At 68.1% G+C, this 14307-nt stretch carries 15 protein-coding genes and 1 tRNA gene; 11 read left to right on the top strand and 5 right to left on the bottom strand.

Translation table 11 applies throughout. From position 1 onward, the window contains the following. Positions 1–22 precede the first annotated feature (22 nt). The 3 genes from LQZ85_RS17060 (at position 23) to LQZ85_RS17050 (ending at position 1885) form a co-directional block, all read left to right on the top strand. The gene (locus LQZ85_RS17060; RefSeq protein WP_042539928.1) at positions 23–526 is read left to right on the top strand and encodes an amino-acid N-acetyltransferase; all 504 of its coding nucleotides are present in this window, start codon (positions 23–25) and stop codon (positions 524–526) included. Between the two features lie 9 nt (positions 527–535). Further along, positions 536–1195 (top strand): hypothetical protein, encoded by a 660-nt coding sequence (locus LQZ85_RS17055; RefSeq protein ID WP_056279324.1) that lies wholly within the window; start codon positions 536–538, stop codon positions 1193–1195. A gap of 279 nt (positions 1196–1474) precedes the next feature. Further along, positions 1475–1885, top strand: coding sequence for a hypothetical protein (locus LQZ85_RS17050; RefSeq protein WP_053097730.1), 411 nt, complete (start codon positions 1475–1477; stop codon positions 1883–1885). A gap of 313 nt (positions 1886–2198) precedes the next feature. On the opposite strand, the gene radA is transcribed toward LQZ85_RS17050, so the two are convergent. Then, positions 2199–3566 carry a DNA repair protein RadA gene (radA, locus tag LQZ85_RS17045; RefSeq protein ID WP_056279326.1) on the bottom strand — a complete coding sequence of 456 codons (1368 nt, stop codon included), beginning with the start codon at positions 3564–3566 and terminating at the stop codon, positions 2199–2201. Positions 3567–3666: 100 nt separating this feature from the next. Between radA and LQZ85_RS17040 the strand changes: the two genes are divergently transcribed. The 5 genes from LQZ85_RS17040 (at position 3667) to cydC (ending at position 10337) form a co-directional block, all read left to right on the top strand. Next, a complete protein-coding gene (locus LQZ85_RS17040) occupies positions 3667–4347 on the top strand; it encodes an ArsR family transcriptional regulator (RefSeq protein WP_056279328.1) in 681 nt (226 codons plus the stop codon). A gap of 93 nt (positions 4348–4440) precedes the next feature. Continuing rightward, positions 4441–5856 carry a cytochrome ubiquinol oxidase subunit I gene (locus LQZ85_RS17035; RefSeq protein ID WP_053097727.1) on the top strand — a complete coding sequence of 472 codons (1416 nt, stop codon included), beginning with the start codon at positions 4441–4443 and terminating at the stop codon, positions 5854–5856. A 14-nt stretch (positions 5857–5870) separates the two neighbouring features. Further along, positions 5871–6893, top strand: coding sequence for a cytochrome d ubiquinol oxidase subunit II (cydB, locus tag LQZ85_RS17030; protein ID WP_056279330.1), 1023 nt, complete (start codon positions 5871–5873; stop codon positions 6891–6893). 106 nt (positions 6894–6999) lie between these two features. Further along, the gene (gene cydD, locus LQZ85_RS17025) at positions 7000–8667 is read left to right on the top strand and encodes a thiol reductant ABC exporter subunit CydD (RefSeq protein ID WP_056279332.1); all 1668 of its coding nucleotides are present in this window, start codon (positions 7000–7002) and stop codon (positions 8665–8667) included. Beyond that, positions 8664–10337 (top strand): thiol reductant ABC exporter subunit CydC, encoded by a 1674-nt coding sequence (cydC, locus tag LQZ85_RS17020; protein ID WP_082586641.1) that lies wholly within the window; start codon positions 8664–8666, stop codon positions 10335–10337. Before cydD ends, cydC begins: the two co-directional genes overlap by 4 nt. A gap of 292 nt (positions 10338–10629) precedes the next feature. Here the strand turns inward: cydC and LQZ85_RS17015 are convergent, their stop codons facing one another. Continuing rightward, positions 10630–11406, bottom strand: a complete 777-nt coding sequence (locus tag LQZ85_RS17015; RefSeq protein WP_056279334.1) for a hypothetical protein — start codon at positions 11404–11406, stop codon at positions 10630–10632. A gap of 147 nt (positions 11407–11553) precedes the next feature. On the opposite strand from LQZ85_RS17015, the gene LQZ85_RS17010 reads away from it, so the two are divergent. Then, positions 11554–11643: transfer RNA gene (locus LQZ85_RS17010), tRNA-Ser, on the top strand. Between the two features lie 76 nt (positions 11644–11719). Here LQZ85_RS17010 and LQZ85_RS17005 read toward each other — a convergent pair. From LQZ85_RS17005 to LQZ85_RS16995, 3 genes are all read right to left on the bottom strand, one after another. Next, positions 11720–12097, bottom strand: coding sequence for an EthD family reductase (locus LQZ85_RS17005; protein WP_230101252.1), 378 nt, complete (start codon positions 12095–12097; stop codon positions 11720–11722). Positions 12098–12175: 78 nt separating this feature from the next. Continuing rightward, positions 12176–12847 carry an SDR family oxidoreductase gene (locus LQZ85_RS17000; RefSeq protein ID WP_230101251.1) on the bottom strand — a complete coding sequence of 224 codons (672 nt, stop codon included), beginning with the start codon at positions 12845–12847 and terminating at the stop codon, positions 12176–12178. Continuing rightward, a complete protein-coding gene (locus LQZ85_RS16995) occupies positions 12819–13133 on the bottom strand; it encodes a hypothetical protein (RefSeq protein WP_230101250.1) in 315 nt (104 codons plus the stop codon). The genes LQZ85_RS17000 and LQZ85_RS16995 overlap by 29 nt, the downstream gene beginning before the upstream one ends. A 225-nt stretch (positions 13134–13358) precedes the next feature. On the opposite strand from LQZ85_RS16995, the gene LQZ85_RS16990 reads away from it, so the two are divergent. Both LQZ85_RS16990 and LQZ85_RS16985 read left to right on the top strand, forming a co-directional pair. Continuing rightward, the gene (locus LQZ85_RS16990) at positions 13359–14072 is read left to right on the top strand and encodes a hypothetical protein (RefSeq protein WP_230101249.1); all 714 of its coding nucleotides are present in this window, start codon (positions 13359–13361) and stop codon (positions 14070–14072) included. After that, the coding region (locus tag LQZ85_RS16985; RefSeq protein ID WP_230101248.1) for a phage holin family protein at positions 14050–14307 on the top strand (258 nt) is incomplete at its 3' end. The genes LQZ85_RS16990 and LQZ85_RS16985, both read left to right, overlap by 23 nt.

Genomic DNA, 14307 nt, shown 5'->3' with positions numbered 1-14307 from the left:
GACGGGTTCTAGGCTTGACGGTGTGAGCGAGTACATCGTCCGGCCTGCGCGCAGCGCCGACATCATCGGCATCCGGAACCTCCTGCAGCCGATGGTCGAGCAGCGCATCCTGCTCGGCAAGGATCTCGCTGTGCTCTACGGCGCCGTGCAGGAGTTCGTCGTGGCCGAAGCCGACGGCGAGCTGATCGGATGCGGTGCGCTGCACGTCTTCTGGGAGGACCTCGGCGAGGTGCGCACCCTCATGGTCCGCGGGGACTGGCTGCACCACGGCGTCGGCGGCGCGATCGTCGGCGCGCTCGAGGAGCAGGCTCGCGAGCTCGGGCTCAGCCGACTGTTCTGCCTGACCTTCGAGGTCGACTTCTTCGGTCGCCGCGGATACTCGATCATCGGCGAACAGGTCGTCGACCCCGACGTCTACTCTCAGCTGCTGCGCAGCGGCGACGCGGGTGTCGAGGAGTTCCTCGATCTCGCGCATGTCAAGCCGAACACGCTCGGCAACACCAGGATGCTGAAGAGCCTCAACTAACCTGAATCAATGCCTCGCCACTCCGCCGCCGTCTATCGTCGCCGACGATTGGTGACCCTCGTCGCGGCGATCCTGCTCGTCGCCGTCATCGGCGCCGCGGTGTGGCTGCTCCTGGCACGCCCGTGGGCCAGCGCCGCCGAGGCGACGCCCTCGCCGAGCGCCTCGGCCCCGGGATCCCCGTCGCCGGATGCCACGACCTCCGAGCCACCCGCAGCCGAGTCGCCGTCGCCTGAGCCGTCGGCCGATGAGACGCCCGGGATCGTCGCGTGCGAGGCCAAGGACGTCGAGGTGGCTGCCGTGACGGATGCCGATTCGTACGATCCCGGCGTGCTGCCGCAGCTGTCGATCTCGCTGACGAACCGCGGGTCGACCGACTGCGCGATCGACGTGGGGTCGACGACTCAGCGGATGACGGTGTCGAGCGGCACCGATGTCTGGTGGACGTCGACCGACTGCCAGGAGAACCCGAGCAGCATGGTCGCCACGCTCACCGCCGGCGCGACCGTGACGAGCAAGGTGCCGGTCACCTGGGACCGCACGCGGTCGAGCGTCGAGACCTGCGCGGACGAGAATCGGCCGCGAGCTCCCGGCGGCGGAGCGTCGTATCACGTCGCTGTCGAGATCGGCGGCTTCAAGGGCACGACGACGAAGCAGATCCTCCTGTATTGAGGCAAAAACTAGCCAAAGGTCTTGAATACAGTCCTGCACTCAGTTTCGGGTGACACTGCTGTTTCTTTGGGATACCATTGGAGTGACCCTCGCAGACTTGCGGCGCATGCCATCCCCAGTGGCGTCGAGCACAGCGTCCCCAGCGCTTCGACATGCCGCCCGAGGGTCCGTGGGCCCTCTCGAGTACCCCAGTCCCCAATGGATGACTCGAGAGGGCCCCTTTCTTCTCCCGGCTCGGTTTCGGACCGCGCTGCGGCATCCGCTGAATATGCTGGATGCATGGCAGCGAAGAAGTCGAAATCCGCGAAGAGCAAGCCCGCACCTGAGGATTTCCGGTCGGATGCCCTCGCCCAGGCGTTGGAGAAGCAGGACATCGCCGCGGTCGCTCTCGCACTGCGCCACGGCACCACGGTCGTGCCGCTCGTGAAGCCCGGCGCCCGCGACAACCCTCTCGACAGTGGCGAGGTCTGGACCTATCGCGACCCCAACTCGGGCGATCTGGCGCTGCTGCTGTTCAGCGATGCCAAGAACAAGCCGGCGAACCTCCCGCCAGGGGTCGGCATCTACAGCGCTGAGTGGCTGCGGAAGTTCCTCGGCGCGCACCCGATCACCACGGTATTCCTCGACATCGCGGGACCGCACCCGATGCAAGCCTCGCCCGAAGAGCTGCTCAAGGCCCTCGACGCCTGAGTAGCGGCGCGAGCTCGCTCGCCCAGGCGACCGGCGCAGGCCCCGCGGCCCGTGCCGGGTCACTTTCGCACCGGATGGTCTGTGCGGGGTCAGTTTCGCATCCCGATCGCCCGTTTGGGGTGTGGAAGTGGCCCCGCTTGACGGTGCGGTGCGGAAGTGGCCCCGCATGGCGCTGCGGTGCGGTGCGGAAGTGGCCCCGCATGGCGCTGCGGTGCGGTGCGGAAGTGGCCCCGCGTGCGGTGCGGTGCGGAAGTGGCCCGCTTGACGGTGTTCGACCCGGCTGAGCGCGGGACAGGCGCTCATCGCCGCGAGCTCAGAACGGCGGGATGTCGGCTTCGCTGCGCCTGCTCGTGTTCCGCGCACGCACGTCGTTGAGCGCCGCACGCAGCGTCTTCGAGCGGTCGTCGACCACCTGGTCGTAGCCCAGCCGCGACGCCTCGGACCGACGCTGCGCCGACTGGGTGACGGGGCGGATCTCGCCGGCGAGGCTGAGCTCTCCGACGGCGGCGACCGTGCGAGGCACCGAGATCTGCTGGATCGACCCCGCCACAGCGATCGCGATCGCGAGGTCGGCCGCAGGCTCGGTGAAACGCACCCCGCCGACGGTCGAGACGTAGACGTCGAGGTTGCTCGTCTTGATGCCGGCGCGGCGTTCGAGGATCGCGAGCACCATCGCCACACGCGACGAGTCGAGTCCGTGCACCACCCGACGGGGATTCGGCGCGGTGGTGGTGATCGTCAGCGCCTGCACCTCGACCGGCAGCGCCCTGCGGCCCTCGAGCGAGATCGCGACGCAGGTTCCCGGCTCGGTGGCACCCTGTGAGAGGAAGAGACCGGACGGGTCGGGCACCTCGGAGATGCCCGCACCCGTCATCTCGAAGCAGCCGACCTCGTCGGTCGGACCGAAGCGATTCTTCAGCGCGCGGATGAAACGCAGCGACGTCTGACGGTCGCCCTCGAAGTGGCAGACGACGTCGACGAGATGCTCGAGCACGCGCGGCCCGGCGACGGTGCCGTCTTTCGTCACGTGCCCGACGAGGATGACGGGCAGCCCGCGGTCCTTCGCGACGCGGATCAGCGTGGCCGCCACTTCTCGGACCTGGCTCGGCTGACCGGCCGCGCCGTCGATGAGCGACGACGACACGGTCTGCACCGAGTCGACGATCACGAGCTGCGGGGCGACCTCGTCGATGTGGCCGAGGATCGTCGCGAGGTCGGTCTCGCTCGCCAGGTAGAGCTCGTCGTGCAGCGCGCCTGTGCGCTCGGCGCGCAGGCGCACCTGTGCCGGAGACTCCTCGGCGCTCGCATAGAGCACCCGACGGCCGGAGCGGGCGGCTTGAGCGGCGACCTCGAGCAGCAGCGTCGACTTGCCCACACCCGGCTCTCCGCTGAGCAAAATCGCCGCGCCGGGAACGATGCCCCCGCCGAGCACGCGGTCGAACTCGCCGACCCCGCTCGTGCGACGTGGAGCGTCTTCGGTGGTGATCTGCGTGATGGGTCGCGCGGCCTTCGCCGCGGTCGGCGCGAGCGGCGTGATCCGGCTCAGGATGCCCGTCTGGGTGCCCTGCTCCTGCACGGTTCCCCACTGCTGGCACTCGGCGCAGCGACCCACCCACTTGGCGGTCGTCCACCCGCATTCGGTGCAGATGTACGCAGGAGCAGCGGGTTTTCGGGTGGCCATGCAGCCAGGCTATCGCCGAGATCAGACATCCCTATCGCCTGGGGCATTATTCACGGCCGAACCACCCCATGGCGCCGAGCCCCCGCGGGATACTGGATCCATGGCCAACGGCGGGCCCGTCTGCGGGCCGATCTCGACCTTCTCGCGAGTGCAGATCCTGCACGCGCTGTTCGAAGGCGGCCCCCGCATCGATGGCGACGCCGAGCACGACGGCGGACCCGTGCGGACCCGCGGGGAGCGCACGATCGGCGAGCTGTGCGAGGCCACCGGCCTGCATCCCAACACTGTTCGCGAGCACCTGCAGCGCCTCATCGAAGGCGGCTACGTCATCCAGGCCAGTGAGCGCCGCACCACTCGCGGCCGTCCGCGCACGCTGTACAGCGCAGTGACCGGTGCAGCGGATGCCTCGAGTCCCATCGCCCGCAACAAGGCGAAGGCGGCCGCCGTCCGCGGCGATCTGCTGCGTCGGGTCCTGCCTGCGTCGGCATCCTCTCTCGGTCGCGATGCGACCTACCAGCTGGACGCCCTGATCGAACACTTGGAGGAGAGCGGCTTCGAGCCCGTCGTCGATGACGAGCAGCTCACCGTCGATCTCAGCCCGTGCCCGCATGCCGCGGGTCGCGCCGAAGACCGTCCGATGCTGTGCTCCGTGCACCTCGGCCTCATGCAGGGGGTGCTCACCGAAGCCGGTGGGCCGCTCGCCGCCGAGGCCGTTCGCACCTCCGCCCTGCCGGCGGACTGCACCGTGCAGCTGCGTCTGACGGAGATGTCCGCCGCCTAGGCGCGCATCTGCCTTATTCACGGTCGGCGGCCCATCGGGGGCGGCAGGCCCGTCGTTAGCGTGGCACCCAGGGCACGGAAGAAGGAGTGGCTCATGGAATGGTTGGACCCGCTGGTCCTGTCTCGATGGCAGTTCGGTCTCACGACCGTCTATCACTACCTGTTCGTGCCGCTGACGATCGGCATGGCGCTCGTCGCCGCGATCTTCCAGACCGCGTGGGTGCGCACCGGCAAGGTGCAGTACCTGCACCTCACCCGGTTCTTCGGCAAGATCTTCCTCATCAACTTCGCCATGGGCGTCGTGACGGGCATCGTGCAGGAGTTCCAGTTCGGCATGAACTGGTCGGACTACTCGCGCTTCGTCGGCGACGTCTTCGGCGCCCCGCTCGCGTTCGAGGGGCTGCTCGCCTTCTTCTTCGAGGCCACGTTCATCGGCCTCTGGATCTTCGGATGGGACAAGCTGCCGCAGAAGCTGCACCTCGCCACGATCTGGTGCGTCTCGATCGGCAGCATCCTCTCGGCGTACTTCATCATCGCCGCGAACGCCTTCATGCAGAACCCGGTCGGGTACGTCTTCAACCCCGAGACCAACCGCGCCGAGCTCACCGACTTCTGGGCGCTGCTGACCAACCCGGTCGCGCTCGCCGCCTTCCCGCACACCATCTTCGGCGCGCTGATGTTCGCCGCCGGCGTCGTGATCTCGGTCTCGGCCTGGCACCTGGCACGCGGACAGCACTTCGACACCATGCGCATCTCGCTGAAGTTCGGCCTGTGGGCGATGATCTTCTCGACCGCCGGGGTCGTGCTCACGGGTGATCAGCTGGGCCTCGCGATGTATGCGGCTCAGCCGATGAAGATGGCGGCCGCCGAGGCGACCTTCAACACGGTGTGCGGCCCGGATGCCTCTTTCAGCCTCTTCACGCTGGGCACCCCCGACGGCAGCTCCGAGCTGTTCTCGATCCGCGTGCCGTACCTGCTGTCGCTGCTGTCGACCCACACGTTCGACGCGTGCGTGCACGGCATCAACGACCTCAACGCCGAGTACGCCACCACCTTCGCCGACACCGGACTCACCGAGTTCGCTCCGATCCTCTGGGTCACGTACTGGGCGTTCCGCTGGATGATCGGCCTCGGCATGGCCGCCGCCCTCGTCGCCGTGGTCGGCCTCTGGGTCACCCGCAAGGGCGCAAAGAACCCGCCGGCGCCGTGGATGTGGAAGCTCGCGATCTGGTCGTTCCCGCTCGCGCTCGTCGCCAACATCATGGGCTGGGTCTTCACCGAGATGGGCAGGCAGCCCTGGATCGTCTTCGGACTCATGACCACGCAGGACGGCGTCTCGCCGGGCGTCAGCGGCGTCGAGGTGCTGATCTCGCTGATCGCCTTCACCGCGATCTACGCCGCGCTCGCCGTGGTCGAGATCCGCCTCATCATCCGTGCGGCCCAGAAGGGTCCGGACACCGAAGAGCAGCCCCACGAGGAGACGGCCCAGCTGCCGTCCGTCGTGTACTGAGAAAGGGATCAGTCATGGAATACATGTGGTTCTGGATCGTCGCCTTCCTCTTCGTCGGCTACTTCGTGCTCGACGGGTTCGACTTCGGCGTGGGCATGTCGCTGCCGTTCCTCGGTAAGAACGACGTCTCGCGTCGCCAGGTCATCAACACGATCGGCCCCATCTGGGATCTCAACGAGACCTGGGTGATCGTCGCCGGCGCCTGCCTGTTCGCGTCGTTCCCCGAGTGGTACGCGACGCTGTTCAGCGGGTTCTACCTGCCGCTGCTGCTGATCCTGCTCGCGCTGATCCTGCGCGGGGTGTCGTTCGAGTACCGGCACCAGCGTGAGGGCGCTCAGTGGAAGCGCGGCTTCGACCGGATGATCGTGATCGGCTCGGCCGTGCCCGCGCTGCTGTGGGGTGTCGCGTTCGGCAACATCGTGCAGGGCGTGGCGATCGACGAGAACCACATCTACGTGGGCGGGTTCTTCGCACTGCTGAACCCGTATTCGCTGCTCGTCGGCATCACGACGCTGCTGCTGTTCTTCCTGCACGGCGTGCTGTTCGTCTCGCTCAAGACCGACGGCCAGGTGCACGCGGACGCTCGTCGTCTGGTCAAGCTCGCCGCCGGGCCGACGGTGCTCGCCGCCGCTGGCACCGTGCTCTGGACGATCGGCATCGCCTGGGATCGTGAGTCTCCGCTCATGCTGATGGTCATCGGATGCGGTCTCGTCGCCGCGCTCGCCCTGATCGCGTCGGTGCTCTTCTCGATGCGCGGACGTGACGGACGGGCCTTCACGGCGGGCGCCGTCACCGTGGCATCCGCTGTCGTGATGCTGTTCGCGGCGCTGTTCCCCTACGTGATGCCGTCGACGATCGACCCGGCCTTCAGCCTCACGATCGAGAACGCCTCGAGCACGCCGTATACGCTGACGATCATGAGCTGGACCGCCCTGATCGCCCTGCCGCTGGTGCTCGCGTACCAGACCTGGACGTACTGGATCTTCCGCAAGCGCGTCACCCGCAGCTCGATCGAGGGGGCTCCGGCGCACGCGTGAGACACGACTTCTGCTCCGGTCGCAGTTCGTGCCGCCTCTCTGATCGGGGAGCGGCACGAACTGCGACCGGAGCGACCTGTCGGGCCCTCGCTGCGGAGATGGCGCGATGAAGCCCGTCGACCCTCGACTGCTGCGGTATGCCGCCGCGGCGCGCGGATTCCTGCTGGCTTCGGCCCTGATCGGTGTCGCTCAGACGGCGGTGACGATCGCGTTCGCCTGGATGCTGACGGATGCCGTCACCGGCGCGCTCGCCGGCCGCGACGTCACGGCATCGCTGCTGTGGCTGCTCGGGCTCGCGGCACTGCGTGGGGTGCTGATCGCGGCCTCGGATGCCGCCGGGACCCGCGCCGCGGCGAAGACGGGGATGCAGTTGCGCGCCGCGTTGATCGGCGCCGTCGGTCGCCTCGGGCCGAGCTGGCTCGCGCAGCGCAATCAGGCGGAGCTCGCCGTCACCGCGGGACACGGGCTCGAAGCTCTCGACTCGTACTTCGCCCGGTACATCCCGCAGCTGGTGCTGACGGTCATCGCGACGCCGGTTCTGGTGGCCGTGATGTGGTGGCAGGACTGGCCGAGCGGGCTGACCGCGGTCATCACGCTGCCGCTCATCCCGCTGTTCCTGATCCTCATCGGCATCGCCACCCGCACGGTGCAGCGCAAGCAGTGGCAGACGCTGCAGCGGCTCGCCGCGCGGTTCGCCGACACCGTGCAGGGCCTCTCGACGCTGCGCCTCTTCGGACGTGAGCGCCGCGCCGCTGCGCAGATCGAGCAGACGGCCGAGGACTACCGCCGCGAGACCATGAAGGTGCTGCGGTTCTCGTTCCTGTCGGGCTTCGCGATGGAGCTGCTGGCCTCGCTCGCGGTGGCGCTCATCGCCGTGGCGGTGGGCTTCCGGCTGCTGTCGGGTGACCTGTCGCTCGAGGTCGGACTGTTCGTGCTGCTGCTCGCGCCCGAGGCGTTCCTGCCGATCCGCCAGGTCGGAGTGCAGTTCCATGCGGCAGCCGAGGGGGTTGCGGCGACCGAGGATGTGTTCGAGGTGCTCGACGCGGCCGGGGCTCGGGAGGTCGGCGTTCACAATTCAGCACGGAACCGTGGCACGGTGTCGGGAGAAGAGCTGCGCGCTGATTTTGGCCGTGTTCATGCTGAATTGCGAACGGGCGACGCGCGAGACCTCGTCGTCTCCGGTCTGCGCGTGCGCGATCTGCCGCCGGTCTCGTTCACAGCCGAGCCGGGAACCATCACGCTGATCGAGGGGCCGAGCGGCGCAGGCAAGTCGAGTCTGCTCGCGGCTCTGCGCGGTGCCGTCGAGTTCGAAGGCTCGGCTGCGGTCGCCGGAGTCGATGTGCGAGGTCGCGCGCCGTCGGAGTGGCTGGCCTGGAGCGGACAGCGCCCTCAGCTGAGTCGCGGCACGATCGCCGCGAATGTGGCGCTGGGGGATCCGGCACCGGATGCCGACGGCATCCGCCGTGCCCTGGATGAGGCGTGCGCGAACGACCTCGACCCTGCGCTCGAGCTGGGTGTGCAGGGCAGCGGGCTCTCGGGCGGACAGGCGCAGCGGGTCGCGGTCGCGCGGGCGCTGTATCGCCAGGCGCAGCGCCCCGACGCCGTGCTGGCGCTCGATGAACCGTCCAGTGCCTTGGACCCGGAGACCGAGCAGCGTCTGTGGAACTCACTGCGTGCGAGGGCGGATGCCGGGGCGACGGTGCTGCTCGTCTCGCACCGCCGGTCGGCACGGGACGTGGCCGATCAGGTCGTCGAACTGGGGGTGGGCGTGTGAGCGGCGCCAGCTCCGCCGCGCGTGTGCGCGGCATCCTGCGTCTCGCGCAACCGCCGCTTCGTCGCTTCCTCCCGGGCGCGATCTGGGGCTTCCTGTCGGCGGGGGCCGCGGTGAGCCTGCTCGCAGTGAGCGGCTGGCTCATCGTCAGCGCCTCGATCGTCGACTCGCTCGTGCCGCTGTCGATCGCCGTGGTGGGCGTGCGGTTCTTCGCGGTCTCGCGCGCCGTCACCCGGTATCTCGAGCGGCTGAGCGGACACGACGCGGCGCTGCGGCAGCTCGCGTCGACCCGCGCCGACATGGTGCGGCGGCTGACTCCGCTGTCGCCTGCCGGACTCGGACGCACCGACCGCGGGCGGGTGCTGTCGGCTCTGGTCGACGACGTCGAGAATCTGCAGAACCTGCCGCTGCGCGTGGTTCAGCCGCTCGCGGTGGCGGGGCTCGTGGCGCTCGGTGCAGTGGGGTTCCTCGCGTTCGTGTCGCTACCGGCTGCCCTGACCCTGGCCGCCTGTCTGGTGATCGCCGCAGCCGCGGCGATCGGACTCGGGTGGCTGTTCGGGTCGCGCGCCGAGGCCGCTGTCTCGCGTCGTCGAGGCGACCTGTCGGCGGCGCTCACCGACTACTTCGGCTCGCTCGACGTGCTGCTCACCTACGGAGCAGAGCCGCAGGCCCGCGAGCGGGTGCGGCAGGCGGATGCCGAGCTCCGCCGCGCCGTCGGCACAGCGTCGCTGGCACAGGCGATCGCGGCGGGGGCCGTCTCTGCGGTGGCGGGCGCCGCATCGGTCTGGGCGCTGGCTGTCGCGGCGCCGGGCCTGCAGACCGGCGCGATCGACGGCCCGTGGCTGGCCGTCGCCGTGCTGGTGCCCATGGTCGTGTTCGAGGTGTTCGGCGCCGTGCCGATCGCCGCGGCATCCTGGCGCAGTGTGCGGTCGAGCGCCGAGCGCATCGACGACGTGCTTCCTTCCGAGGTGCCCTCCGAGTTGCGGTCCGACGATGGTGACGATGCCGAGATCGACGGCGTTCCCGCGCTGCGGCTGCGAGGCGTACGGGCGTGGTGGCCGGGCGGGGCGCCCGCGCTGCGCGGAGTCGATCTCGATCTGCATCCGGGCGAGCGTGTGCTCGTGTCGGGACCGAGCGGTGCGGGGAAGAGCTCGCTGGCCGCAGCGCTCGTCGGATTCCTGCGGGTCGAGGGTGAGTATTCCGTCGGCGGCATGGATGCATCGGCGCTCTCGGGTCCTGCGCTACGCCGCACGATCGGGCTGTGCGAGCAGAGTCCGCAGCTGTTCGACGAGGACATCCGGCAGAATCTGCTGTTCGCCCGTGACTCGGCGACCGACGACGAGCTGCTCGCCGTGCTCGACAGAGTCGGACTCGGCTCGTGGGTGCGCGAGCGTGGGGGACTGGATGCGCGAGTCGGCGACCGTGGTGGCCTCGTGTCGGGCGGTCAGGCGCAGCGCATCGCCCTGGCTCGAGCTCTGCTGCGCGGCTTCCCGGTGCTCGTGCTCGACGAGCCGACGGCGGGAGTCGACCCGGACGCATCCGATGCTCTGCTGCGTGATCTGCTGCAGGCGGCGGGGGAGCAGTCGGTACTGCTGATCTCGCATGTCGCTCCACCTGCGGGAACCGTTGACCGGGTCGTCAGGTTGGAAGACGGGCGCGCGGTTTCGGGGTGAGTCAGGGGGCCGTCGTCCCCGTCCGTGGGTCTGGCGTGCTGGCACAAGTTCGGATGATGGGGGCGCCGCGCCGTGGCATCCGTCGTCCCGTCCGGTGTGTCGGTCTCGGGGTCCGAAGGTGTGCTCGCTGCGGCGGCGAAGTTCTCCGTGCATAGCGTCCGTTTGCTGGACCTGGGCATGGATGCCGGGTCGAGAACCGGGCTCTGGTCCTGCAGACGTGCTTCGGCCCTGCAGACGGTCAGTCGACGGAGTGGGCGGACGCTACCGGGGCGGGGCGCTCCGGGATCGCGAATCAGACGTTGAGGTCTGCGCGCGGCTCCATCACGATGCCCTGGGCCTCGAAGACGCGGCGGCGCTCCTCGATGCGTCGGTGCAGTTCGATCTGCGCGTCGTCGACGAGCTGCGGCTCGAGCGCGACGGTGGCCGGGCGCGGGTCGCCGTGGTTGGCCTCGATGTAGGCGTCGAGCTCGGGGCCCGAGGTCCACGACGTGATGAGGGCGTAGCGCGGGGCGGTGCCCCGGTGCCAGACCGCGTGCCAGAAGCGCTGGGTGTCGACGATGATGCGGGAGCCCTCGCGCAGCGGCAGGCGGATCTCGGTCGCGGGGTCGAACCGGTCGGAGCGCAGCAGGAGCAGCGAGTCGGTGTCGTCGGAGAGGTTGTAGTAGCCGCGCACGACCCAGCCGGTGCCGTCTTCGTTGAGGCGGTTGTTGTCGTCCTGGTGCAGGTTGTAGACGGCATCCGCGTACTCGTTGGGCTGCAGCTCGATGACGCGGCATCGGCCCACTCCGGCACCTGGTTCGAGGGCGCGCCGCTGCAGGGTCGGGGCGATCGCGACCTGCGATTCGATCCAGACGCCGTCCTTGTCGGTGCGGGGCGGGGTGTGGTTCCAGAAGCCGTTGCACTCGATCGCGCCGGCATAGCTCGCGAGCGGCGCGAAGCGGGTGACGCCGGATGAGCGCCAGCCGATGTACTCGAGATCAAGCCACTCGGCAGGGTCGGACGCCTGGTCGTGGTCGTCGAGCACCACGTAGCCAGTCTCAGCCAGCGCCTCTGATGTGATGAAGCCCATTGCGTCCCCTCCGTGCCCGGTGCCTTAGGCCATCCTAACCAGGCGGCTCGATGGCCGACGGGGAGCGCAACCGGACAAAAGCCCGCGCCGGTACTCGCCTGACTGCTCGATTCGCGCCGTGGCGCGGGTTGTCGTAAGCTAGTCCGCGGTGACGTGTCCGAGCGGCCGAAGGTGCAACACTCGAAATGTTGTGTAGGTTAATCCCTACCGTGGGTTCAAATCCCACCGTCACCGCCATGGAAACCCCCGAGAAATCGGGGGTTTTTCCGTATCTGGAGTGGGGCGTGGTGCATTTTTGGTGCATATTTCGCGCCTACGCGCTCCGAAGCACCGACTGCGCCGGGGGAATCGGAGCATGAGGCGCGAGCTCGACATCGCTCGGAGTGCCTAGAGCACTCTGGATCGTCATACCGAACCTGCCGATGATGTAGCCGGCATCCTCATTCAGATCTGCCCACTCCTGTGTCTCGGTCGCCTCGAGGAACTCCTCAGCGCTCGAGAAATAGAGCTCAGCGACGCGGTAGAACGCCGGAGTCACGCCGGCGATCTCGTTTGTCGTGAGCGTGCTCTCGAACCGGATAAGCCCCGGAACGCGAGCGGCGAGCGGGGTGTGAACGCTCAGGTAGTAGTCCTCGAAGGCCGCCTGGTCTGCTGGCTGCGGCGCGGACCAGATGGAGATGGTCTTGAACATTGCGTGTTCCTGCCCTTGATGGGGGTTCGGTTCGGGGCTCGCTCTGAGATGAGGGGCCCCGAACCGAGCCGAGCTGTCTCAGAGGGTGCCTGCGTAGATCTGGGTCTGTCCGCCGTCCACGGTCAGCTCGGTGCCGTTGACGAACGTGGCTTCGTCCGAGGCCAGGAATACGACCGCATTTCCGATGTCTTCAGGCTGGCCGATACGGCCCGAGGGGATCTGAGCCGCGACCCGCCGGATGTAGTCGGCTGCGCCTTCGGTGCCCATCATCTTCTCGAGGATGTCGGTCTGGATGTTGCCGGGGGAGATGGCGTTGACGCGAATGTTCTTGTCGCGGAGTTCGTTGGACCACGTGCGGACGAGGCTCCGGAGTCCTGCCTTTGCTGCGGCGTAGACACCGATCCCCGGCACGCCCATGTCTTGCGTGATGGACGTGTTCACGAGGATTGCCCCGCCGGAGGTCAGCAGCCCGAGCGATGCCTGCACCGTGAAGATGGTGCCCTTGAGGTCTACTTCGAGTCCCTTGTCGAGGTTCTCCTCCGAGAGCGCGTCGATCGTGTCCTGCCAGACGGCGCCCGCGTTCGCGAACACCACGTCAAGGCGTCCGCATTCTGCGCGGATCTCGTCGATGACGGCGGTCATGTCCGTGAGTTTCGTGGCGTCGGCGCGGAGCGCTCGCGCGTTCGCGCCGAGTTCAGCGACGCTGTCAGGCTCTAGCTGGTCACTCTTCCGGAGTCTCAAGTACCTCATCGACGAGCGTGATGCCCCCGGAGCTGTTGGCCGAGTGCATAAGTGCTTCGACCCACTTCACGTTCAGGCGCGGAGCTTCCGGCTCGTCGAACGTAAATCGCATCGGAATCGATGGGTGGAGCCAGATCGTGCTGCGACCCTCAGGATCGCCCTCTGGGTGTCGCCACGACAGCGTGAAGGACTCCTGACGGCGCAGTTTCGTCGCGATGACGACTTTCAGGTGCGCAAGAGCGCGTTCCTCGATGTGGATGGGATCGTCGGATCCGCCGTAGTGAAGTGTGCCCATCTTGCAGGAGGTCCTTTGCTCGTTGAGCCGTACTGCGCGCGGCGCTCGCGCGGCTCGGCGTCGGGCCGTGATGTGTGCGACGGGTTGGAGGTCAGCATCGTCGGACCGCGGGGGAGAGGTTTACACCGTAAGCCTAGCGGTGGCAAGGCCCCTCGTGAGCCCATCGTTGCGGCCTATAACGGTTGCCACCGGTCCGCTTGGATCGGTCCGCGAAAAGGAGCACTCATGTCGGACAGTTTTGAGACGACCAGCCCTAGCGGCTCGGACGTGCCACCCCAGGGCTCGTCGGGAAAGGTCGATGCGGCGAAGCATGAAGCCGCTGACCTGAAAAACGTTGCGACCGGCCAGGCGAAGGATGTTCTGGGCGCAGCGAAGGAGGAGGCGGTCAGCGTCGCGACAGAGGCGAAGGCGCAGGCCAAAGACCTGTTCGCGCAGACACAGCGAGAGTTGAGCGAGCAGGCTCACACCCAGCAACAGCGCCTCGCCGGAGGGCTGCGCTCCGTCAGCGACGAGCTCGACACGATGGCCGCGAACTCTGATGGATCAGGGATCGCTGGCGATCTCGTACAGCAGGTGTCCGGGCGTCTGTCCGCTGCAGCTGCCTGGCTGGGAGACCGCGACCCCGGCTCTGTACTGACTGAGGTCAAGCGCTTCGCGCGCCGCAAGCCCGGCACATTCATCCTGGCTGCTGCCGTCGCAGGAATCGTGGTCGGCAGGCTCACCCGCGCTCTTGCCGCGAACGCCTCCGACGATAAGGACTCGACTTCAACCTCGACCCCAGCTCCCGCACCGAGAGAGGTGCATCCTGACCCCTCGATTCCGGTTCCGGTGGGTTCGATGACAAGTGACGTCAGTGCGACCCCGCTGTACGCCCAGACCGCGTCGACCCGGCCGAACATCCTGGGGGAGGGCGATTATGACCGATCCCACACCGTCTGAAGCGAAGGCGGCCTCGACGTCGCTCGGAGAGTTGCTCGGTGAGGTGTCGCGCGACATCTCGACCCTCATGCGACAGGAGATGGCGCTCGCGAAAGCCGAGCTGAAGGATTCCGCAACGAAATCCGCCAAGGGTGCCAGCCTCATGGGCGCGGCAGGTTACGGCGCGTTGATGGCGGTGTTCTTTCTGTCCGTCGCGCTCTGGTGGGCGCTGGGCACGCTGATGGGCCTGTCTCTT

The sequence above is a fragment of the Microbacterium sp. Bi98 genome (assembly GCF_918698045.1).
Lineage (GTDB): Bacteria > Actinomycetota > Actinomycetes > Actinomycetales > Microbacteriaceae > Microbacterium.
Note: the sequence above shows the minus strand (reverse complement) of the source record. Positions and strands in the feature narration are given on the sequence as shown.

Coding starts and splice junctions, on each gene's coding strand:
- LQZ85_RS16990 (WP_230101249.1), top strand. CDS start 13,359: ATGTCGGACAGTTTTGAGACGACCAGCCCTAGCGGCTCGGACGTGCCA.
- LQZ85_RS17055 (WP_056279324.1), top strand. CDS start 536: ATGCCTCGCCACTCCGCCGCCGTCTATCGTCGCCGACGATTGGTGACC.
- LQZ85_RS17000 (WP_230101251.1), bottom strand. CDS start 12,847: ATGAGGTACTTGAGACTCCGGAAGAGTGACCAGCTAGAGCCTGACAGC.
- radA (WP_056279326.1), bottom strand. CDS start 3,566: ATGGCCACCCGAAAACCCGCTGCTCCTGCGTACATCTGCACCGAATGC.
- LQZ85_RS16995 (WP_230101250.1), bottom strand. CDS start 13,133: ATGGGCACACTTCACTACGGCGGATCCGACGATCCCATCCACATCGAG.
- LQZ85_RS17005 (WP_230101252.1), bottom strand. CDS start 12,097: ATGTTCAAGACCATCTCCATCTGGTCCGCGCCGCAGCCAGCAGACCAG.
- LQZ85_RS17040 (WP_056279328.1), top strand. CDS start 3,667: ATGGCCAACGGCGGGCCCGTCTGCGGGCCGATCTCGACCTTCTCGCGA.
- LQZ85_RS17015 (WP_056279334.1), bottom strand. CDS start 11,406: ATGGGCTTCATCACATCAGAGGCGCTGGCTGAGACTGGCTACGTGGTG.
- cydD (WP_056279332.1), top strand. CDS start 7,000: ATGAAGCCCGTCGACCCTCGACTGCTGCGGTATGCCGCCGCGGCGCGC.
- LQZ85_RS17050 (WP_053097730.1), top strand. CDS start 1,475: ATGGCAGCGAAGAAGTCGAAATCCGCGAAGAGCAAGCCCGCACCTGAG.
- LQZ85_RS17035 (WP_053097727.1), top strand. CDS start 4,441: ATGGAATGGTTGGACCCGCTGGTCCTGTCTCGATGGCAGTTCGGTCTC.
- cydB (WP_056279330.1), top strand. CDS start 5,871: ATGGAATACATGTGGTTCTGGATCGTCGCCTTCCTCTTCGTCGGCTAC.